At 34.4% G+C, this 19,859-nt stretch carries 11 protein-coding genes; 7 read left to right on the top strand and 4 right to left on the bottom strand.

Features of this window, described 5'->3' with window-relative positions:
- Position 1 precedes the first annotated feature (1 nt).
- The 4 genes from metQ to JHL15_RS16075 form a co-directional block, all read right to left on the bottom strand.
- Positions 2–811, bottom strand: a complete 810-nt coding sequence (gene metQ / locus JHL15_RS16090) for a methionine ABC transporter substrate-binding lipoprotein MetQ (protein WP_200247366.1) — start codon at positions 809–811, stop codon at positions 2–4.
- Positions 812–1,123: 312 nt separating this feature from the next.
- Complete coding sequence (metI, locus tag JHL15_RS16085) at positions 1,124–1,780, bottom strand: methionine ABC transporter permease MetI (RefSeq protein ID WP_200247364.1); 657 nt, start codon at positions 1,778–1,780, stop codon at positions 1,124–1,126.
- Complete coding sequence (locus JHL15_RS16080) at positions 1,773–2,801, bottom strand: methionine ABC transporter ATP-binding protein (protein WP_200247363.1); 1,029 nt, start codon at positions 2,799–2,801, stop codon at positions 1,773–1,775. The genes metI and JHL15_RS16080 overlap by 8 nt, the downstream gene beginning before the upstream one ends.
- A 21-nt stretch (positions 2,802–2,822) precedes the next feature.
- On the bottom strand, positions 2,823–3,824 hold the full coding sequence (locus tag JHL15_RS16075; protein WP_200247360.1) for an EamA family transporter: 1,002 nt from the start codon (positions 3,822–3,824) through the stop codon (positions 2,823–2,825).
- A 481-nt stretch (positions 3,825–4,305) separates the two neighbouring features.
- Between JHL15_RS16075 and JHL15_RS16070 the strand changes: the two genes are divergently transcribed.
- From JHL15_RS16070 to JHL15_RS16040, 7 genes are all read left to right on the top strand, one after another.
- The gene (locus JHL15_RS16070) at positions 4,306–5,763 is read left to right on the top strand and encodes a hypothetical protein (protein WP_200247358.1); all 1,458 of its coding nucleotides are present in this window, start codon (positions 4,306–4,308) and stop codon (positions 5,761–5,763) included.
- A 304-nt stretch (positions 5,764–6,067) separates the two neighbouring features.
- Positions 6,068–6,574 carry a M15 family metallopeptidase gene (locus JHL15_RS16065; RefSeq protein ID WP_200247357.1) on the top strand — a complete coding sequence of 169 codons (507 nt, stop codon included), beginning with the start codon at positions 6,068–6,070 and terminating at the stop codon, positions 6,572–6,574.
- Positions 6,575–6,905: 331 nt separating this feature from the next.
- Positions 6,906–9,083: a hypothetical protein gene (locus tag JHL15_RS16060; protein WP_200247355.1), complete on the top strand. Its 2,178-nt coding sequence runs from the start codon at positions 6,906–6,908 to the stop codon at positions 9,081–9,083.
- Between the two features lie 9 nt (positions 9,084–9,092).
- Entirely contained in the window at positions 9,093–10,997 is a 1,905-nt protein-coding gene (locus JHL15_RS16055; RefSeq protein ID WP_200247353.1) for a hypothetical protein, read from the top strand.
- An 11-nt stretch (positions 10,998–11,008) separates the two neighbouring features.
- The gene (locus JHL15_RS16050; RefSeq protein WP_200247351.1) at positions 11,009–12,151 is read left to right on the top strand and encodes a hypothetical protein; all 1,143 of its coding nucleotides are present in this window, start codon (positions 11,009–11,011) and stop codon (positions 12,149–12,151) included.
- Positions 12,152–12,161: 10 nt separating this feature from the next.
- Positions 12,162–12,785 (top strand): hypothetical protein, encoded by a 624-nt coding sequence (locus JHL15_RS16045; RefSeq protein WP_200247350.1) that lies wholly within the window; start codon positions 12,162–12,164, stop codon positions 12,783–12,785.
- Positions 12,786–12,943: 158 nt separating this feature from the next.
- Entirely contained in the window at positions 12,944–19,858 is a 6,915-nt protein-coding gene (locus JHL15_RS16040) for a hypothetical protein (protein ID WP_200247348.1), read from the top strand.
- Position 19,859 lies beyond the last annotated feature (1 nt).

The following is a 19,859-nucleotide window of genomic DNA, read 5'->3' as shown; positions in this document are numbered from 1 at the left end:
TTTACCATCCTTTTACAACTCCACCTTTGAAAATAGATTGAGCTTTCTTTAATACTTCATCGGACTGATAAGCTTTTACAAAATTTTTCACTTTTTCTGCATCTTTATTGTCTTGTCTTGCAACAACAAGATTAACATATGGAGAATCTTTATCTTCTTTAAAAATTCCAAATTTTTCTTCATCTAATCCAGCTTGAGCTGCAAAATTATTGTTAATGATCGCAATAACGACTTCCTTATCATCCAAAACTCTTGGTAATTGAGGAGCTTCTATTTCAACGATTTTCAATTGCTTTGGGTTACTCACAATATCAGTGACTTTTGGTAATAAACCGATCCCGTCTTTTAGTTTTAATAAACCAGTCTTCTGTAAAAGAAGAAGTGAACGACCTCCGTTTGTAGGATCATTAGGAATAACAACTGTGCTTCCATTTTGAAGTTGGCTGATATTTTTGATCTTTTTTGAGTAGGCTACGATAGGATATAGAAAAGTATTACCAACTACAGCTAATTTATAACCTCTTTGTTTGGATTGCTCGTTGAGATAAGGAGCATGCTGAAATGCATTCGCATCAATATCCCCATTATTCAATGCTTCATTAGGAACAACATAATCATTAAAAGCTACCAATTCTACTTCAAGATTATATTTTTCTTTGGCTACTTTTTTAGCGGTTTCAGCAATTTCTTGTTCAGGCCCTGCTGTTATTCCCACTTTGATATAATTAGGATCATCCTTCTTTGATGAATTACAGGCATTGAATACTAACAAACCCGCTGCTAATAATCCTAGAATTTTTGCTTTTTTCATTATATACATTATTTATTTTTTTAAGGCGAAATCACTGAATTGCAAAATTGCTAAATCGCGAAAGTGCAAAATTGCTGAATTTTGTTGAATATATTGCTATTGTCGGCCAAATTGAACTTATATACGCTTCAACGCTTATACGCTCAAACTCTCCAACTTTTTAAAGGCTGAATCGCTGAATCGCTGAATCGCGAAACTGCAAAATCGCTTATTTATGTTGAATATATTGCGATTGTCGGCCAAATTGAACTCATATACGCTCAAACACTCATACTCTCAAACCCACACTCTTCAACAAGACTCTCCAACTTTTTATCGATGATCAAATCTTTTAGCCAATCGATCTCCAGAGAACTGGATGATAAAAACCAAAGCGACCAAAAGCCCTAAAACAAGGTTCATGATTACAGCATCATAACCGATGTATCCATACTGATAACCGATTTGTCCCAATCCACCAGCACCAACAGCTCCTCCCATTGCTGAGTAACCAACCAATGTGATCAATGTAATGGTTGCATTGTTGATCAAAGAAGGAAGTGCTTCTGGCAACAAAACTTTTTTAATGATCTGCAATGGAGTTGCTCCTAATGCTCTTGCTGTTTCAATAAGTCCATGAGGAATTTCCAACAGGCTGTTTTCAACCAATCTGGCAATAAAAGGAGCGGCCCCAATACTCAAAGGAACTAAAGCAGCATTAACACCAATAGAAGTTCCAACCAAAGCCCTTGTAAAAGGGATCATCCATACAATCAAAATAATGAATGGAATGGAACGGAAGATATTCACGAGAATGGATAGAATTCTATTGTAAATTGTATTCTCTAAAAGCTGTCCTTTTCTGGTCAGAAATAAAAGAATACCTACCGGAAGTCCTAAAACAAAACCAAAAAATCCGGAAACAAATGTCATATAAACTGTTTCCCAAATTCCCTTTGATAAAAGAGAGATTACTGTATCACTAAGCATAACCTTTTACTGTATTTTGAATTTTGTTTTGATTAAAATAATAGATTGCCTTTTGATTTTCTTCAGCTTCACCCTTTAACTGTAGAAGTAATTTTCCAAAATTGGAATCTCCTAAATACTCTACATCCGCTTTCAACAGTTTATAGGGGATTTTATATTCATCGTGTATTTTTGACAGTAGTGTTTCAACTGTAATGTTTTCATTAAGTTCTATTTCCACCAGCGGGAATAAGCCATCTTTGGGCTCTTTCTGTAGCTTTTTATTAAGCTCTTGAGGGATCGTCATGACGCCTGGGTTTATAAATTGTTTAATAACCGGATGTTCTTTATCCGAAATAATTTCCTGTAATGTACCTTTGGTAAGGAGTTTTCCTTTATCAATGACAGCCACGTGATTACAGATTGCTTTAATAACATCCATTTCGTGAGTAATCAATAAAATAGTAATTCCTAATCGTTGATTAATATCACGCAATAATTGCAGGATAGATTGTGTAGTAGCTGGATCTAATGCACTGGTAGCCTCATCACAAAGAAGGAGATATGGATCATTGGCTAGAGCCCTGGCAATAGCTACCCTTTGTTTTTGACCTCCTGAAAGGCTTTTTGGATAATCATTGGCTTTATCTTCCAGACCTACAATTTTCAATAATTCATTTACTTTTCTTTTGATTTCTGATGAACCTACATGATCCAGCTCTAATGGTAGTGCTACATTATCAAAAACAGTTCTTGAAGAGAGTAAATTGAAATGTTGGAAGATCATTCCAATCTTTTTACGTTCTCTGGCAAGTTCCTTGGATTTTAATTGGACGAAATCTTTTCCATTGATGATAATCTGTCCCTTATCAGGCCTTTCTAATAAATTGACTGTTCGTATTAATGTACTTTTTCCAGCCCCGGAGAATCCAATGATTCCAACAATATCTCCCTGTTCAATACTCAGGCTGACATCATCCAGTGCCTTGAAAGACTGTTTCTTTTGATGAAAGGTTTTTGAAATGTTCTTGATTTCTATCATTATAGTTTAATTACTTTTATTTTATACCGGTTGATAAGGTCTGTTGTTTCTTTTTACCAACCGTACTGCTCTTCTTATTTTTACTTTTGATCTTTTGGAAAGTTTAAAATACTTGGTGATATTCGTAAGGAGAACCCCAATTAATATCACAGACAAGCCATATAATTGATTTCCGTTGATCGTTTGATTAGCAATAATCCAGCCAGCAATCACAGTTACAATAGGATTGATGTAAGTGTGGGTACTGACTAAAGCTGCCGGTTTTACAGATAATAGCCAAATGTATGAAAGATAGGCGATAATTGATCCAAAAAAGATCAAAAATAACACACCCAACCATGCAGATATTGGAATTGCAATTATAGAAAAAGTATTCCATTCATTTCTAAAAAAAGCAATAATAAAAGAGGTAACTCCTGCAATAATTAATTGTTGCGCAATATTCATTAGTGTAGAATGACTGGAAGGATTTTTCTTTGAATATAAAGAACCTAAAACCCAGGCTATTGAACTTATTGCTAAAACAATAAATGCAGTAACCCTCAGAGATCCACTTACAACGTGATGGGTATTTGAATTCACACTTCCTTTCAGAAATAGAATAAGTCCAATGAAACCTATGATCAATCCAATCGGAATGAATTTGTCTGAAAGATAGTATTTCCAGTTCTTTTTATCAATGGCAATGAACCAGAAAGGGCCGGTTGCTATCGTTATAGCTGCTTCAGAAGCGGTGATATACTGTTCACCCCAGGCAACAAGTCCTGTTCCCCCCGTAAGGATAAGAATTCCGGTAATCCCATTTTTTTTCCAGTTAATCAGAGAATTGGCTTTTTCTCCTTTGGTTAAGAGATAACCAAGCATTAATATTCCAGCTATTAAAAATCTGAAACCTGATAATATAAAAGGAGGAAATCCTTTTAATCCGAATGAAATGGCTAAAAAAGTAATTCCCCAGATGACATAGATATTGGTAAATGCTATGGGGATCAGCCAATTATTTTTAGTGTGAGTAGTACTCATTGTATATATTTTTAATGTTGTTCATGTAAATAAAAAAGGCTCTACAACGTGGTAGAGCCTTTAGAATATAATATATCTATAAAAGTAAGGTCAACCACAGCAATGTCGGAACATAGGCATACAATAATGCATCATCATTTTGTTGATCATCTGTTTATTAATTAAGGCTGTATGTTTAAATTCCGGTTTCATTTTTTTATTTCCTGAATACGGTTGCAAATATAAAACATATATTTTTAAAAGTCTACTAAAAAAGTAGACTTTTTGTAAAATTAATTTTGATTAATGTTTATCTGGTTGATTATTAGTTATTTGTTGATTTTGTATGTTGTTTTTTATGATGATAATCATCTTATCTCTATTTTGATAATACCATATTTTAGTTCTGCTATTTCTTTGTGTAGGCTTTTAAATTCTACCCTTGAACACAAAAAAAATCGTATTTTACGTCGTTAAAAAACAAAATTAATATCCAAATCCTATGAGAACATTTTTATGTTTTGCCTTGCTATTTCCATGTTTTATTTTCTCTCAAAAGATCCAGCTAAAGAAAGACAAACTCTTGTTTAATGAAAAAGAAGTGGGAATTCTAAAATCTCCTTATCGTGATCATTTTGAATTTTATGATTTAAATAATGAAAAAGTTTTCGATCTAGATTTAAAAGGAGTCACATTAGCCAAGGAGGAGTTTATGTATTATCTGGATATGAAATCGGCAGATGGAAAGACAACCCAGATTCCTTATGAAATTCTCATTACCTCGTTTAAACCGGATCGTATTATTGCCCATCAATTGGCGGTAAAATATAAATTATTTAATGAACAAGGATTCGATAAAAATGAACTGGAAACCTTTTTTAATACTCCTCGCGAAAACCTGGCGGATAAATATCTTCAGATAAAAGCTAACAGTATTGCTGGAGAAGGAGAGAAAAAAAGCAAATTGGATAATATCAGAAGACTTTACAATCCACGATTGGGATCTCAGGGAGAGATCTTTATTAATAACGGATCCTATCCTGCAAAACTCATTGGTTATGCGAAATCCTATAATTGTGTGGGTTTTAATAGTGGACCTTGCCTGGAAGTACGTGATCTTGATGGGGTAAAAGTGGGGACGCTTTATCAATCCAGTAAAGGAATTAAAAAATATGATGTAGAGACTTATGACAATAATAAATTTACAATGGATGCTACCCGAAGCTATGCACAATCGGATTATGCTTTCGTAAATGAATTTATAGTCAATTTGTTCTTAGAGGGGTATACTCTGGAGCATCAGGCATATTATAAAAATCATGAACAACAGCAAGCGAAAGTAAATGATGCTATCAACAGAAGTATTAATCTATATGATGTTCCCGGATATCTGGTTGAGAAATCGGGTAAGAAAACCGAAGGAATGATCACGATCTGGTTTGAAATGCTGGATACCGAAAGGACTGGCCAAAAGCTTCCAGAGGGAGGTGCTGATAAGTTTGGGCAGCGTGTGACCCTAAAAAAGCAATTGCCGGGAATGAGAAGTATGGCAACAAAGATCTATGATGCAGATTCAGGTATACATTTCTGTGTTTCTCCCAATGGAAGTGAAGAATGTTATTATGGATTGGATGTGAAGGGAGAGTTCATGAAAAAGATGCAGAACTATGGCAGTTTATATGGTAATAATTCATACTTCTATAGACTTATTGCAAAAGAAAATAAAATAATGTTACTTCAGGACCCTGTTGAGACACAAAAGTATGTGATAAAGACAGACCTTCAGCCAAAAGGGCAAATGCTGGATAACAGATCTAACTACAAGCTCTCAGAAAAACTGGCTGAATATCTGAAAGATTGTAAAGTGGTCTATGAAACGCTGAAAAAAGAAAGTTTTGATCTTAAAAATGAAGAGAACCTGAGAAGTATTATCTCTGAATACGATAAGTGTAAAAAGTAATATATATTAATATAAGGGCAAAGAATCCGGCAACAGTTTATGACCTGTTGTCGGTTTTTTTTTGAGATTAAAAATTATTAAAAAAAGAAATTAAAACGTCAAGTTTTGACGTTTTGGGCCTGTACTTTTGTTTCAGAATAAAAGAACAAGCTATAATTATGAAAAGAAAGATTACCCATATAAATTTTGAAAATCTTTCACCTTTTTTATTTCATAATTAATATAATACGTCAGGTTTTGGCGTTACGTGATAATAGCTTTGTCTTATCATTAAACACCCAATCACAAAATATTAAAATCAATCATGGACACACCAAGTCAAAATAAAATAAAAAAGCTCCATCCATTGGTAAGGGAAGAAGTCACACAAATCATAAAAGAATGTGATGAAGCCCTTACTGGAAGAGCAAAGGTAAGGATTACCCAGGGATTAAGAACTTTTAAAGAACAGGATGCGCTTTATGAACAGGGAAGAACAAAAGCCGGAAAAAAAGTTACCAATGCCAAAGCCGGGCAAAGCATTCATAATTACGGATTAGCAGTAGACATCTGCCTGATTATCGACGGAAAAGTAGCAAGCTGGGACACTGCGAAAGACTGGGATAACGACGGTGTCGCCGACTGGTACGAATGTGTAAAGATCTTTGCAAAATACGGCTGGAATTGGGGCGGAAACTGGAAAACTTTTAAAGATCTGCCACACTTTGAGCGCAGATCCATTTGGAAAGGAGCGCGTAAGATCAACGCTACCTGGAGAAACTTACAAAATTTACCAAAGGATAAAGACGGATATGTAGTTTTCACCAAATAATTCCGGAATTATTTCAAAGTGAAAATCAATAATGCAATCATCAAAATGATTGTACAGGAAGAGGTATGTCTTTTCCGGAGAAGTAAAAACCTTTTCCTTTCGGTCAGATGGTAAAATCTGAAAATAAAATTTGAACAATGAAAGTATTGAAGAAGCTAAGAAATGTGAAGAAAAATCATGATATATGCTAAGGAAATAACCTTACATAATTCCACGGCTTACTATTCTTAAAGCCTTAAGCAATCTTAATGGTTCAGAGTGCTTTTCAGTTTCTATTATTTTGACCATCAGTCATCCACTTTATCTTTTATTAACACCAAAAATTACAAAAATGCCACAAAATATTCCATCGGGAAGTTTATCAACATCTCCCGACAGTAAAGGGCTTAATGTACGACCGGACCTGCTGCCGGAGTCTTTCTTCTTTCTTGAGAAGGGGCAGACTTTTAATCAGGACGCGAACGGAAAATTTGGAGCTAACGGTACCGTATTCAGGACCACCTCCAAAGTAAGCTTTACCGGCAAAGTATATACGATTTGCCAGGGGCAGGTATTTTTACAACCTTGTGGAAGCGATTCCACTAAAGTAAATGCGATCCTGAAGCCTTTTAATCAGCCGATTAAAGGACTTGCGATCAAATATATCGTGTACAGAGGTTTGAACAGATCAGACTTCTTTCAAGGAGATCTGATCACATCGGCAACACCAACGGGCTTTGTAGATGTCATCAAAAAAGAGTTTACAGGCCTCTATAATATGCTGGGAATTACTGTTCCTCCATTTACTGCACAGCATATCGGATATCCGGTAGGCAATTCTCAATTAGAAACTGACCTTATTGATGATTATTTCCTTAAGATTTCTAAAGTTCAAACTACTGGAACTACCACCACAGAAGTAGAGCCCAAAAAAGCTTTTGAACTGCCCATGATCCCAAGGGGAACCCATCTTGGAAATGCTACAGGAAGCATAGGAATTGATATCGTATTGAACGAAGGAGACTATACAGTTGCGAACGATCCTAATCCATTTCAATTGAATCTGGCTTTTGCCCGTACCCCTGATCATATTTTAGATCAGTCAACGGGAACTACTGCTTTTAAAAAGAAGCTGATCAGGGAGACAGCTACCCAATTTCTTGATATTGCAGCATTTTATGGTTTGCATGCTCAGGGAAAAGGTAAAATCTATATGAGTGATAATTCTGTTTTGCAAACCGTAGAACAAATAGCCAGTCAGATTTCTGGTTTTGCTACAGCTGAGACAACATATTTATATATCCAGGGAAGCAGACAGAGGTCTTATAATTTTTACGGAAATCAAAATCTTGAAGGAAGTACTAATAACATAAGAATTGGAACTACTGTTAACAATATGTCTTCATATCAGTTTGAATCAGGTTGGCCGGTAAGAGAATTCAATGGGTATCCATCGTTAGTGATCCAACCAACCACTGATAATTATTCAGGAGCAGGTATGTATGTTAAGATGGGGAAACTCTTATCAGAAAATCAAAACTATTTTGTAAGAAATAGCAATCTTTTACAAGCTCCATCATCAAGTAATGATTTGAATTATACTAAACCAATTCTATTTGACATTATCAAAACCAGTACTCAGAAAAGTGTTTCTGGAATAATACAAATTATTTATGAAGGAAAAGAACTTAATGTTGAAGAGGATATAGTTCCATCAGATCCTGCTTTGCCTATTGAGGTCCGAAAGTTAATATTAAAAGATATTGACGATGTATTTGGGATGATCAATGTAAAATCTAAATTAAAGATTAATCCCTATGAGCTTGATTATGTAATTGATCAGAATTTGCTTCTTATCGATTTTAACAATAAAACTGGGGGGAAAGATGTTGCTACAATAACAACTAAAAGGGTTACTGATATTATTGTAAAGAATGAAACAGAGAGTTTACAAAGGGTATCTTATGAAACATTATTAAATAATATCTACCAAAATACGGGATCTTTTTTTCAAAGTCGTACTGCATATTTGGATAATAGTAATTCAGGAACTGTATCTTATAATAAAGAAAGGAATAATTACTATCAACCTGAACAACCCTATTATCTGAAAACAGAAGTTTTCACCGATAATAAATTAAATACTATAACAGGACTTTCATTACATATAGAAAATGAAAATTTGCCTAGTAAAAAATTATTAGGTATATCTTCAGATGAGAATGATATTTTAATAAATCTCACTACCCAGGCACAATTGAATAATCCCAAATTTTTCTTTAAAAATTTATTGGCCAATGAAGATACGACATATTCATCTTTAGAGAACATAAAATACAAAAAATATAGTTTATCAGTAATTGGAGAAGATCAGACAGGGAAACTTAAACTTGTTTCTCCAAGTTCAAACAATAGTATTTATGTGACAACAATTGATGATTTGATATACTCTTCTGATAAATATGCAAGGTGGATACCTAGGCCAGACGATAATTACAGCAATTTAAAAAGAAACGATTTAACTACTTAAACTAAAAAAATGAATGCGTATATATTAAGAAATGGTAATGCTATACGAGAATCAAAGATAACAAATGTTACCTTAACTGTAGATGGTTTTTTGAGTTCATTTGTTGTAATTGAAACAGGTAAAAAATACTCATACTATAGAAAAGATGATAAAAGTGGGGTTGAAGAAGGATATTATGATGAATATAAGTTATCAGAATATATATCCAAAAATTTAAAAACAGATAATGTTTTACAAAGACCCAAATCATTTGCTAGTTTTGATTATGCCCAAACAGGAGATATGGTAAATGTAAGAACGGCAGATCTTTCATCTAATGTTTTTTACACGCAAAAAGAATATGTATTTTCACATACAGTTGGAAAAAATTATTTATTATCTTATGAAAAATTAAATTTTTCTATGATGGGTAATGCTACTATAAATCAAACTCATTATAGTCCATTAGTAAATAAATTTTATAGCAAGCATATTGCGAAGCTATCACAAATAGAAGAAAGCAAAAAAAATAAATATCTTGAATATACTATTTATTCTGCTCTTCGAATTAATCAGATAATAGATGAGGTTTTTCCAACTATTACTGCAAATCCCAATAATATTTCATTAAATAATTTAAACCAATTAATTAATGATCTTAAGGCAGCTTGGGAAAATGATCAGTTAAATTATGGAAGTATTTCTTCAGAAAGTTGTATAAGTTATTATAGTGATCTAACCTCATTTTATATAACAGCAAAAAAATACTTTGTTGAAATACAAAATTATTCTGAAAGAGATAGAATTAGTTTACTTATCAATATTCTTAAATCAGTTATTAACAATACAACCGTACAGTTTAAGATACAATATTTAAAAGATATTTTAGATAAAGAATTGTCAGAAAATGATGTTAATTCTATTGTGTATCTAGCAATGTCTTTCTCCGAGACACAACAAAACGAAATTGATGCATTTTTAGGACAGCTTGTAGGTGGTAGCAATTATGTGTGTGTTAACGAAGAACTTTTTCAAAATGATGCTGAAAAATATAGACATCAGCGATTTAATATTACATTGTATGAAGCTATCGTAAGAAAATTGGATGGACTGCAAAATAAGTTATGGTATTATTCTCCACTCTATAAATATGTCCATGCGAAATTTGTACAAGATGAAGGAAGAGAATCAACACCGCTTCATATGTTTGTAATGAGTATTTATGCATTGTGGACTTATAGTAAGTATAATCCTTATAGGAACAATACATATAATGATAATGTTGTTGGATTTAAAGGTAATCAGGATGATGTCAATAAATTATTCAAATATACCCGAAATACTGCGACTACATTGAAGGTAGAGGGAAGATATACATATCCATCTATTGATTTTGATGCATCACCATTAATTATAAATGTTTCGGAGTATTTCATTTACGCTGCTTCAAAACATTTTACAAGTATGAGGACAAGCTTTTGCTTTGCTGATAAAATTGTGGTGGAATGTAATGACTATAAACAATTCAAATTTACGGGAGGTTGGATGACCCCTGCTCAATATGAATATAAGCGTGATTTTTATTCATATGGTTATTATCATTTATTTCAACCAATACAAGTCCTTAATATATCAGATAATAAAGTTGATGTTCCTGTCCATGAATGGGATATTAATAATGTTGTAAATAAAACTACTTTTATTCCAGCATTTTTGTATCATCACATGGAATCAACAAAATATGATGAATTATATTATTCTATCTATTGGTTACCTGTAGTTGCGGCTTGGAAAGCAGCTAGAGAGATTATACCTCTTGTAGGTAAAGTAGCAGATAAACTAGATGATCTATTAGATGTAACTGAAGACATATATGACTCTATGCACCCTAAAGCTGCATTAGAGTTTATACACGATTATGCATTAACCCACTAAAACTATTTAAAATGTTGGAATTTAATAAACTTATTGATCAATTAGATTTTTGGTTGATAAATTATTCTACAAATAAGACAAAAACTATTGATGATCAATTATTTAATATAGCAAAAGATATTACAGACTGGGTTGCTGCACATGGCTGGCCCAGTGAGTTTGATAATAATGATGCAAAAAACTTAATACAACAATTATCAAATAAAAAAGATCCTGCAAAAAGAGGTGAGGAAATAAGGTTGAAGATTAAAACACGTGTAATTAGAGAAGAACCGACTGAAGAAATTGCACAAAGAGGCCTTTCTCAGTACGTCTGGAATGATATTGGTGAGGATGGATTTAAGAAGACGCCAAATCTTCGCTTTACTGATACAGAAATTAATAATATGATTAAATTTGGTTTGGAAAAAGGAAATTTACCAGATGCTTGGATTGAAGGTATTATTACAAAGGCATTTAGGGTTCCAAAAGCTCAGACAATTGCTGAAACAGAAATGTACTTAACAAATGCATCTAATTTGTTGAAGCCCGCATCACTGCAGGATGGAAGAGGTGGTCTTCTGTACTGTTTTAAAAGTGAAAACCAAAAATTAATTTTCCAAAACAAATTAAAAGCATTTTTTATTGAAAAATATGGTTTAACAAATTATATTTCTGAAAATCAACAGTTAATAAATTCTTTTTATGGAGGCTCAGTACATACTAAAATATTGCCACCAGATGTAGATACAGTGACTTATTTATCTGATTATCAAATGTTAGCTTTATTTGCTTTTGCATTAGATACTCTTAAGAATGCAAAAGATAAGGGAGCAATTGATTTTGAAGAATATAAAAAATTAAGGAATGCGGCTTTAAAAAATATGAGCGGAGATGCTGATAGCAAAAGAGTAACAATAAATAGCTTTGTATTACCAGAATTTATTCGTCCAGCAGATCCATCAAATAATATTCCGAGAGATATTTATAAATTACATCGTATGAAAGACGAAATTTTTCAGTCAAGTATGAATGTTAATGGGATTAATATTTTTAAAGACTTAAATTTAGATCCAAAAAGTTCATTAGGAAAAAGATTAGATTTTACATTTTTCACTAAAAAAGCTGCTAAAAATGGTAGAAGTATTCCACCTGAAACACAAATTGAATTTTAAATAAAAAATTATGATTAAACAATATAATAATCTGTCAGGGAAAGAAATTACGGAACAGCAAGCCCTTCAATCGAATGAGTTTGTAATTAATTTCGTAGATAATTTATCTAACAATTTAGTAAAGGAAGAGCATCATATTATTAATAATCAAGTAAGTTTTATTAAATATTTAATTTACGATAATGAAAGTGAATCCGTTATATTCGATTATCTAAGTAATAAATCAGAACAATTTCAAATAAAAAAAAGAGTAATTATAGGAAATTTTGTTGTTGACACAAATAAAAACTATTCGCTTCAAGTTGGAAATGGGCCACTAATTTCAAAGTTGGTTTATAATATTAATGATCTTGAGCCTGAGCATTTTATTTGTATATATGTTCTCGATTGGCAGACGAATTTACCTATACCAGATAGAACTAAAAAGTATTGGTATGGTATAGATAAAGATGGAGAGAAATACGAGGCAATTGAATTTTCTTATAAAGAAGATGGCTCATTATTAGAAGCAATAGATAAAACTCCTAATCATTCGGACGAACAAGATTGGAAATATTATGATAATTTTCAGGAATTACAAAGCAAAAAACAGGTGGATTTGAGTTATTACGTTAATTCAAACTTAACTTCTTAATAAATGGAAATAAAATATTATAAATTTTTGTTCTAGTAAAGATAGAAATTATTACATGATTTAACACCACGGGAAATTAAGTAAATCCATTACTTAATAAGGCTTTTGTTTGCCTAAAACGGAAGCCTTCCATTCACCCCAAACACAAAATTATTTTTATGTCAAATCAAACACCGGTAACACACAGGTATTACCCGAGGTTATCCTCTGTGGTTACACAAGACGACATCCCCGATATTCTGGGATTCTTAAAACCGGGGATTACAAACCTCCTCGATAAAATCTATTATAAAGATTTACAATATAGTAAAGGGCCGAAAGGAGATTCGGCTTTTTACAGCTTATCTGTCGTTTCAAAAAGAATCGATATTGAAATTCCGGGGACCGGGATTTCATTAGTCCTGAACGGAACAGATGACACTGCCATCTCCGCATTTCCCATTACCGTTGAATACCAATGGAAAATCCTTGCATATTTACGTTATTTCAGCTTAGGAAATTTCTCCTTTGAACCTCAGCAAATCTTCGAGGTAGCACTAAGAGTACTCAACGTAACGGAAGAACAGGCCATTGCGCATTTTGTGAACACATTTGTCACTCCTTCCAATCAGAATCTCACTCCTCTGATGCAGTTTGCGACTGATATTAATGCTAAACATAATTTAGGACTGGTAGTAAACGAAGCAACTACAATAACAAAAATTGTACAAGATATCTACCAGAACTCAAATCAAAAATATGCGTCCCTTGTTGCTTTTGCAACGTATTTGCTTTCCGACAACCTACAGGATACCGCAGAAAAGGTAAAAACCTTTTTTAAAGCTTTAATGCCACAGGATATTGATGAGTTTATTAAAGAAGTAGCAATTCCTAAGTTTAAGGCAACCTTGATGCTTTCTGCAGCTATTGAATTTCCTAGGAGTATTTTAAAGCCGGTATATCCATTAAATCACCCTACAACTCCCCTGGAAGTAATACCCGAGGATGGTAATGGCGATCCTAAAGTGAGTATCAGTTTCGGAGAAGCGTTATTCTATGCAGATACTGAAAAAGGGTTCGGATATAATATGGACCTGGTCCTGAATATGAGCTATCCTGCCCAGATTGGAAATACAGGTTTTGTGATTGATATTCACAATCTTAAAATTGACCTCAGCAAAACGGAAAACATCGCAGAAGCGGATGCAGATGGCAGACCTAAAGAATTTATGGGAGTGTACATGGAGTACACTGAAATTTTCCTTCCGAAAAAATGGTTTAAAAAGAAAAACCCTGATTTAGATACCCAACAAACGATCGGTATTTCAGCCAACCATATGCTTATTGGAACCGGAGGACTTTCAGGAAACATTTCCATTAAGCCTACTTATGCTGTTAAAACTGTTGGAAATCAAACAACAGTAGTAGACTATTTTAGTAAGTTTTTCACACTTGAGTATCAAAATCTGAAGGTGAAATCAATGAGCAGTACAACTGAGACTGATGTTCATAACATGAGCGAGTTGATGACCTTTATGAATGGTTTAGACTCACCATCTCAGCTTAAGTTTGTATATCCTATTGCACTAAGAACGGTAGCTGGTGATTACAGGGAATTCCAGAAGGAAGAAGATTATTATAAATTTTTAAGCAGTCTTTCCATTGATAGTCTTGAAGAAAAGAACCGTACTCTATGGTTCGACCTTGGAAAAGATCCTGAAAAAGCCTGGGCATTAGGGTTCAGCCATTTTGATATTGATTTCCATCAGGGCCAGGTGGTACGTTCTTCATTACATGCAGGATTAAAGATCAGAAAGTTCAAGGGATACAATGGAGGAGATCTGATCATTGATGTCATTGGAGAATGGGAAAGCAAAGAGAATTTCAAGCTGGCTGCCGCATTCTTGCCACTTGGTTTACCAATGAACCTTTTCAATATCCTTACATTCAATCTTCAAAGGATAGAAATAGGTAAGAAGAATGATAACTTCTACATCGAAGCAGATACTAAAATCAGCTTCCCTGCAGGATCATTCGGAGAAAAGCTATTAGGTAAGGAAGGAATCGATTTACCGGCTATCCGTTATTATGCAAGCGGTAAATTTGAAATTGCTGGTGGAAGCTCTATTATTCCTGTGAATCTTCATCTGAATTTAGGACCGGTACGTATGGCAGTTAGTGCTATTCATATGGGTACTATTCAGAGAATGTATAAGGACAAAATGCGTACCTATAATTATATTGGATTTGATGGTGGTATCAATATCAACCCATTAGGTCTTGATGTAAGAGGAAACGGGGTTAAGTTCTACTATACTGCTGATAATGATGAGATGGTAAAAGAACATGGAGGAACTGAAGAAGAATACAAAGATTCGTACTTCCATATTTCAACCTTAGAAGTTGACCTTGTGATTCCTGGATCGGCAAGCGCTAGCGCTGCAGTAGCGATTATTAAAGGAGCGCTTACGATCCCTGAGCCGGGCGTTTCAACAGAATACAGAGGGAAAGTTTCCCTTCAGTTACCGAAAATGAATATTTCGGGTTCTGCAGAAATGGCTTTTGATCCTAAATATCCGGGCTTTCTGGTGGATGCAAGTGTCGAACTTCCGTTTGTTATTCCATTAGGTTCATTTGGTATTTTCGGATTCCGAGGACTTATCGGATACCGATATGTTGCCCATAAGAAGGCCATAGGAATGACTGAAGATGATACCTGGTACGATTATTATGTCCATCCGCAGCGGGGGATCAATACGGATAAATTTATTGGACCTCAATATACAAAGGAGTATAGTGCGCCATTCTCCTTTGGAGCAGGTGCTTCCCTAGCAACCTTAGACGGACGTCTGGCATCCTTACGTGCAATGGTGCTACTTTCAGTACCTAGCATGTTTGCTATTGATGCAGGATTAACTATTATTAGTGAGCGTCTCGGGCTGACTGAGGATGACCCTAAAGTTCCACCATTCTATGCATTTGTTATCGTAGGGGACAATTCATTGGAAATCGGAGCCGGAGGTAACTTCCAGCTTAATAAAAACAACGGATCATTCATTGATATTAAGGCCGAAGTTCAAATGGGCTTCTTCTTTAAAAATCAAAGACCATGGTATGTTAATTTTGGTACACGGGACAAGCCAATCCGAGCCAGCTTATTTAAAGATTCAGTGAACATTAAGGCAGAATCTTATCTGATGATTGCGGCAAAAGGAATTGAAGCAGGCGCCCGGGTAGACTTTAACCTGAACCTGATCATTGTAAAAGTATATGCTGCAATTGAGGTAGGTGCTCACATCAGTTTTGAAAGGCCGCAGGTAGGAGGGTATATTTATGTAGAGGGAGGAGCAGAAATCAACCTTTTCATCGTAAGTGTAGCTTTATTTATCTCGATTTATTTTAGAGTAGAGTTAATCCTTCCATTCCTGATTCTTGCGGAATTTAAATTCGAGCTCAAGATCAAACTGGCTATTTTTAAAATTAAACTTAAAGTTCATTTAAGTATCAAATGGGAGAAAAATGATAAGGTAGATACGAGTGCTGTACCACCACTTACCTACGAATCAGACCCTCCTGAAATTGATTATCCAAAAGAAGAACGATTGAATAATGCCGTAAAAGGTGTGAACATGCTGACGAATGAAACTTTTGATCTTCCAGTCGTACAGATTGATAAAATTCCACTGGTATCTATTAAGGATGACCCTAAATTACCGATTGTTCCATTGGATACCTATATTGATATTAAAATTGAAAAAGGGCTGATTCCTACTCCAATTGCTGGAGAGAAAATCGGAGGTCATACGAGCGGAGCAACTGAATTTACAGATCTTATTCCACCTCAGAAAACTCAGCCGGGAGGACACGTACTTCGCCAGGTAAAACACCAATACTCTATTGAAGATGTGGAGATCAAAATTCTTAATAAAGAAGAAACTGCCTGGAACAAATATAATCCATACAGAGCTGTACTGACTGAAGACGAAGCCAATAGCATTGCCAATATTGATAAATTCAAATTAGGATTCTGGCAGAAAATAAATGGTAAATATGATACGATCAGGATTTTAGCATCCACACCATTCTCATTCTTGGATTCTGCGCAGCCGGGATGGTTTATTCCTGAACAGTATGGAATTACACCTTCATCATTATTCTGTACTCAATCTGAAGATGTATGGCATGAGTCTAATGTACAAGATAAAACAGTAGGAACTGTATACTATTCACCTACAGGGGCGCCATATAATTTAATTAATGGAGCGTACTACAATCTTTTAGGAACAGTATCAGATGCTACAGATTACCTGATGGTTTCCAATGCATCCAATCCTCATAATTATCCGAAATCATTAAAGATGACCAATGGAAATACTATGGTAGTTTTACTTCCTGAAGCATCAGCAAGGCTAAAATTATTACTTTCTACAATGGCGAGCTCAGTGACGATCAGATATTATAAAGATGTATTCTCGAATGCTATTTATCAAAATTATGCTTTGATCGATGAAGTAACAAAGACAAAAGCAGAACTGGGAACAGAACTGATTTATGAGGCGGCTGATTATGGCGGACAATATGTGAGTAAGATTGAAATTATTCCATATAATGCTAATCAGCAGGACATTGATGATATCAATGCACAGATAGATCTGATCTGGGCCAATGCGACAGCCAATGCAACCGGTGAGGTAACAAGCGTTATTCTTTCTCCTACAGAGCAGGCAGAATATGATGCCCTTGTTAGTAAGTTAAAAGATTTGAAAACCGGAGGATGTACCACTTCCCAATGCAATGAGCTTGACTTTAATGTTATGCACGTTGAAAACGGATACAACGGAATGTTTGGAAATGGATTAGTGAATTTTGATATGTCTAATGTAGCTAATAAATGGATAGATTACGAAACACAATATATGATGATCACAGGAGGAAATACTCCACCATATGTTGACTTCAATACGCATTCCGTAATCTTCTTATTTTTACCGAATACGCCTACTGCGGATTTTATTAAATATAATAGTGTTATTACAAAAATAACCGATAAGGCAAATGGTATCGATATCTGTTATTCAAATGAGTATCCAAAAGAAAAGATCAATAAAGCGGTTATTATTAAGGTTAATAAAACAACCGAAAAGCCACTTAACCTGAAGTTTACTCCTAATTGTGGTTGTGAATCCGAAACAGAACCTTGTATTAAGGACACCAAACTTTGTGATTTCCTTTCACTGCTTATGTACAACCTCAATAAGTGTATTGTGTATATGGGAGTAGATGAAGTAACTCAGTTGAGATACAGCATGAAGTGTTTTTTTGCTTTTATCGACACTATTTATGCTTTTGATAAGGAGAACCCTGACTACTGTTTGATTGAGAAGGATCCTGGATATGTAAGAGATCTTTTGGAAAAACTGAATAAATACCTGACTGCGGAAGGATCTACAATATCCGGAGCATTGCAGCTGACCAAAGAAATCAGCGATATCATCTTTAATCTTGGGAACTGTGGATGTACCGATGATAACAACGGAAATACAGTCACAAATTGTTATACTTTATTCCATAGAGTAAAGTGGATGACTGTTACAGATTATGAATATCAACAGACTATTCCAGGCCAACCAGCCGTACAGGCAGATATGCAACTGATGCAGGAAGCGATGAGTAAAGTAGTACAGCCAGTTTGGAGACCAAACAGTGTATACTACATCAATCTTAAACTGAAAGATAATGTGAATGGAGATACACCACACATCATTGACTATTATTTTGCATTTAAAACTGCAGGGCCAATCGGACACTTTGAAAAGAAAAATGAGGATTATATCAAAAACCTTGAAGATGCCAATGGAAATCCGATACCAAATAAGAAGAGAAATGCAGATGAATATCCGATTACTTCTCTGAAATCCTATATCGATATGAAGAAATCATATCCGAACGCAGATGGAGATCTTTTAATGTCGAAACCACTATTCTATGGTAATGAGCAATGTAAAATAGAGTTTTTCTTTACGAAACCTTACATCTATAACATGCTTAAAGAATGGCCGGCTCATCCGGTGATGGGAGTTAAGGAAATTAAAGGAAGTATCAATATCCTCATTAAAGATCCTATAACAAAGACTATTATCCCTTATCCTTTACCTATAGACTGGCAAACAAGTGAAACAGTACCTGGAGCTACACCAAGCTGGACAAGCGATACGGATCCGAATCTGCCTTTAGGAATTCAGCAGATGGTTAATTATGTAAATCATGTGAATCACGGAAATACCGGCATGGCTTGTAGCATTACCCTTGGAGATGCGGTTAAACCAAAAGCTTTTACCTATTCTGTAAAACTTACAGATCTGCAGCCTGAAAAACTGTATACGGCGATGGTTTTCAATGCTTTTGATGATGATGGAGATAATGCGTTTGAACCACAGATTACACCAGTACCAGGAAAACCTGACAAGGTGTATGAAGAAAACCAGAAGATCCATGAATTTGTATTTAAGACTTCGAGATATAAAGACTTTAAAGAACAAGTAGAAAGTTATAAACTGAAGGATTACGATGATAAGGGTACTGTAATAGGACAGAAGGATGCAATATATGAAGTGATAGCTGACCTTAAACAACAGCAGCTTGATGATCTTTATACATTAGTTTCGGGAGGTGTTGAAAATCCATATTTAAAAGGACTTGCCAATACCTACTCAGAATTATTTGACCGTGCTTTTGAAGGAGTGATGGGATTAAAACCATTAAATCCACCTACGAATACAGAGTTTGTCAAGATTGTAAACGCCAATAATGATGTGGTCGCATTACTAATCAGAAATCCGGAACCATTCAATGATCCGAAAATTCCATTGAACGAGATGGTGGAATGCTTTAAAGTTCTTAATGCTGCAGGTAATGCTAATGATGATTTCAAAGTAATCTATGCTAAAGATTATTCTCAGATTTTAGTAATGCACACCAGCAAAAAGATCAAAGATTCAAAACTAAAATTCAGATTCAAATACAAATCATGGAGCGGAAATCAATATGATGTAAAATCCGAAGTAACAATCAACGAATTACAAATAAACAATTAAT

The organism is Chryseobacterium paridis, assembly GCF_016595215.1.
Classification (GTDB): domain Bacteria; phylum Bacteroidota; class Bacteroidia; order Flavobacteriales; family Weeksellaceae; genus Chryseobacterium; species Chryseobacterium paridis.
This window is presented reverse-complemented; position numbering and strand designations above follow the sequence as displayed.

Coding starts and splice junctions, on each gene's coding strand:
- JHL15_RS16055 (WP_200247353.1), top strand. CDS start 9,093: ATGAATGCGTATATATTAAGAAATGGTAATGCTATACGAGAATCAAAG.
- JHL15_RS16040 (WP_200247348.1), top strand. CDS start 12,944: ATGTCAAATCAAACACCGGTAACACACAGGTATTACCCGAGGTTATCC.
- JHL15_RS16080 (WP_200247363.1), bottom strand. CDS start 2,801: ATGATAGAAATCAAGAACATTTCAAAAACCTTTCATCAAAAGAAACAG.
- JHL15_RS16050 (WP_200247351.1), top strand. CDS start 11,009: ATGTTGGAATTTAATAAACTTATTGATCAATTAGATTTTTGGTTGATA.
- JHL15_RS16070 (WP_200247358.1), top strand. CDS start 4,306: ATGAGAACATTTTTATGTTTTGCCTTGCTATTTCCATGTTTTATTTTC.
- JHL15_RS16065 (WP_200247357.1), top strand. CDS start 6,068: ATGGACACACCAAGTCAAAATAAAATAAAAAAGCTCCATCCATTGGTA.
- JHL15_RS16060 (WP_200247355.1), top strand. CDS start 6,906: ATGCCACAAAATATTCCATCGGGAAGTTTATCAACATCTCCCGACAGT.
- JHL15_RS16045 (WP_200247350.1), top strand. CDS start 12,162: ATGATTAAACAATATAATAATCTGTCAGGGAAAGAAATTACGGAACAG.
- metQ (WP_200247366.1), bottom strand. CDS start 811: ATGAAAAAAGCAAAAATTCTAGGATTATTAGCAGCGGGTTTGTTAGTA.
- JHL15_RS16075 (WP_200247360.1), bottom strand. CDS start 3,824: ATGAGTACTACTCACACTAAAAATAATTGGCTGATCCCCATAGCATTT.
- metI (WP_200247364.1), bottom strand. CDS start 1,780: ATGCTTAGTGATACAGTAATCTCTCTTTTATCAAAGGGAATTTGGGAA.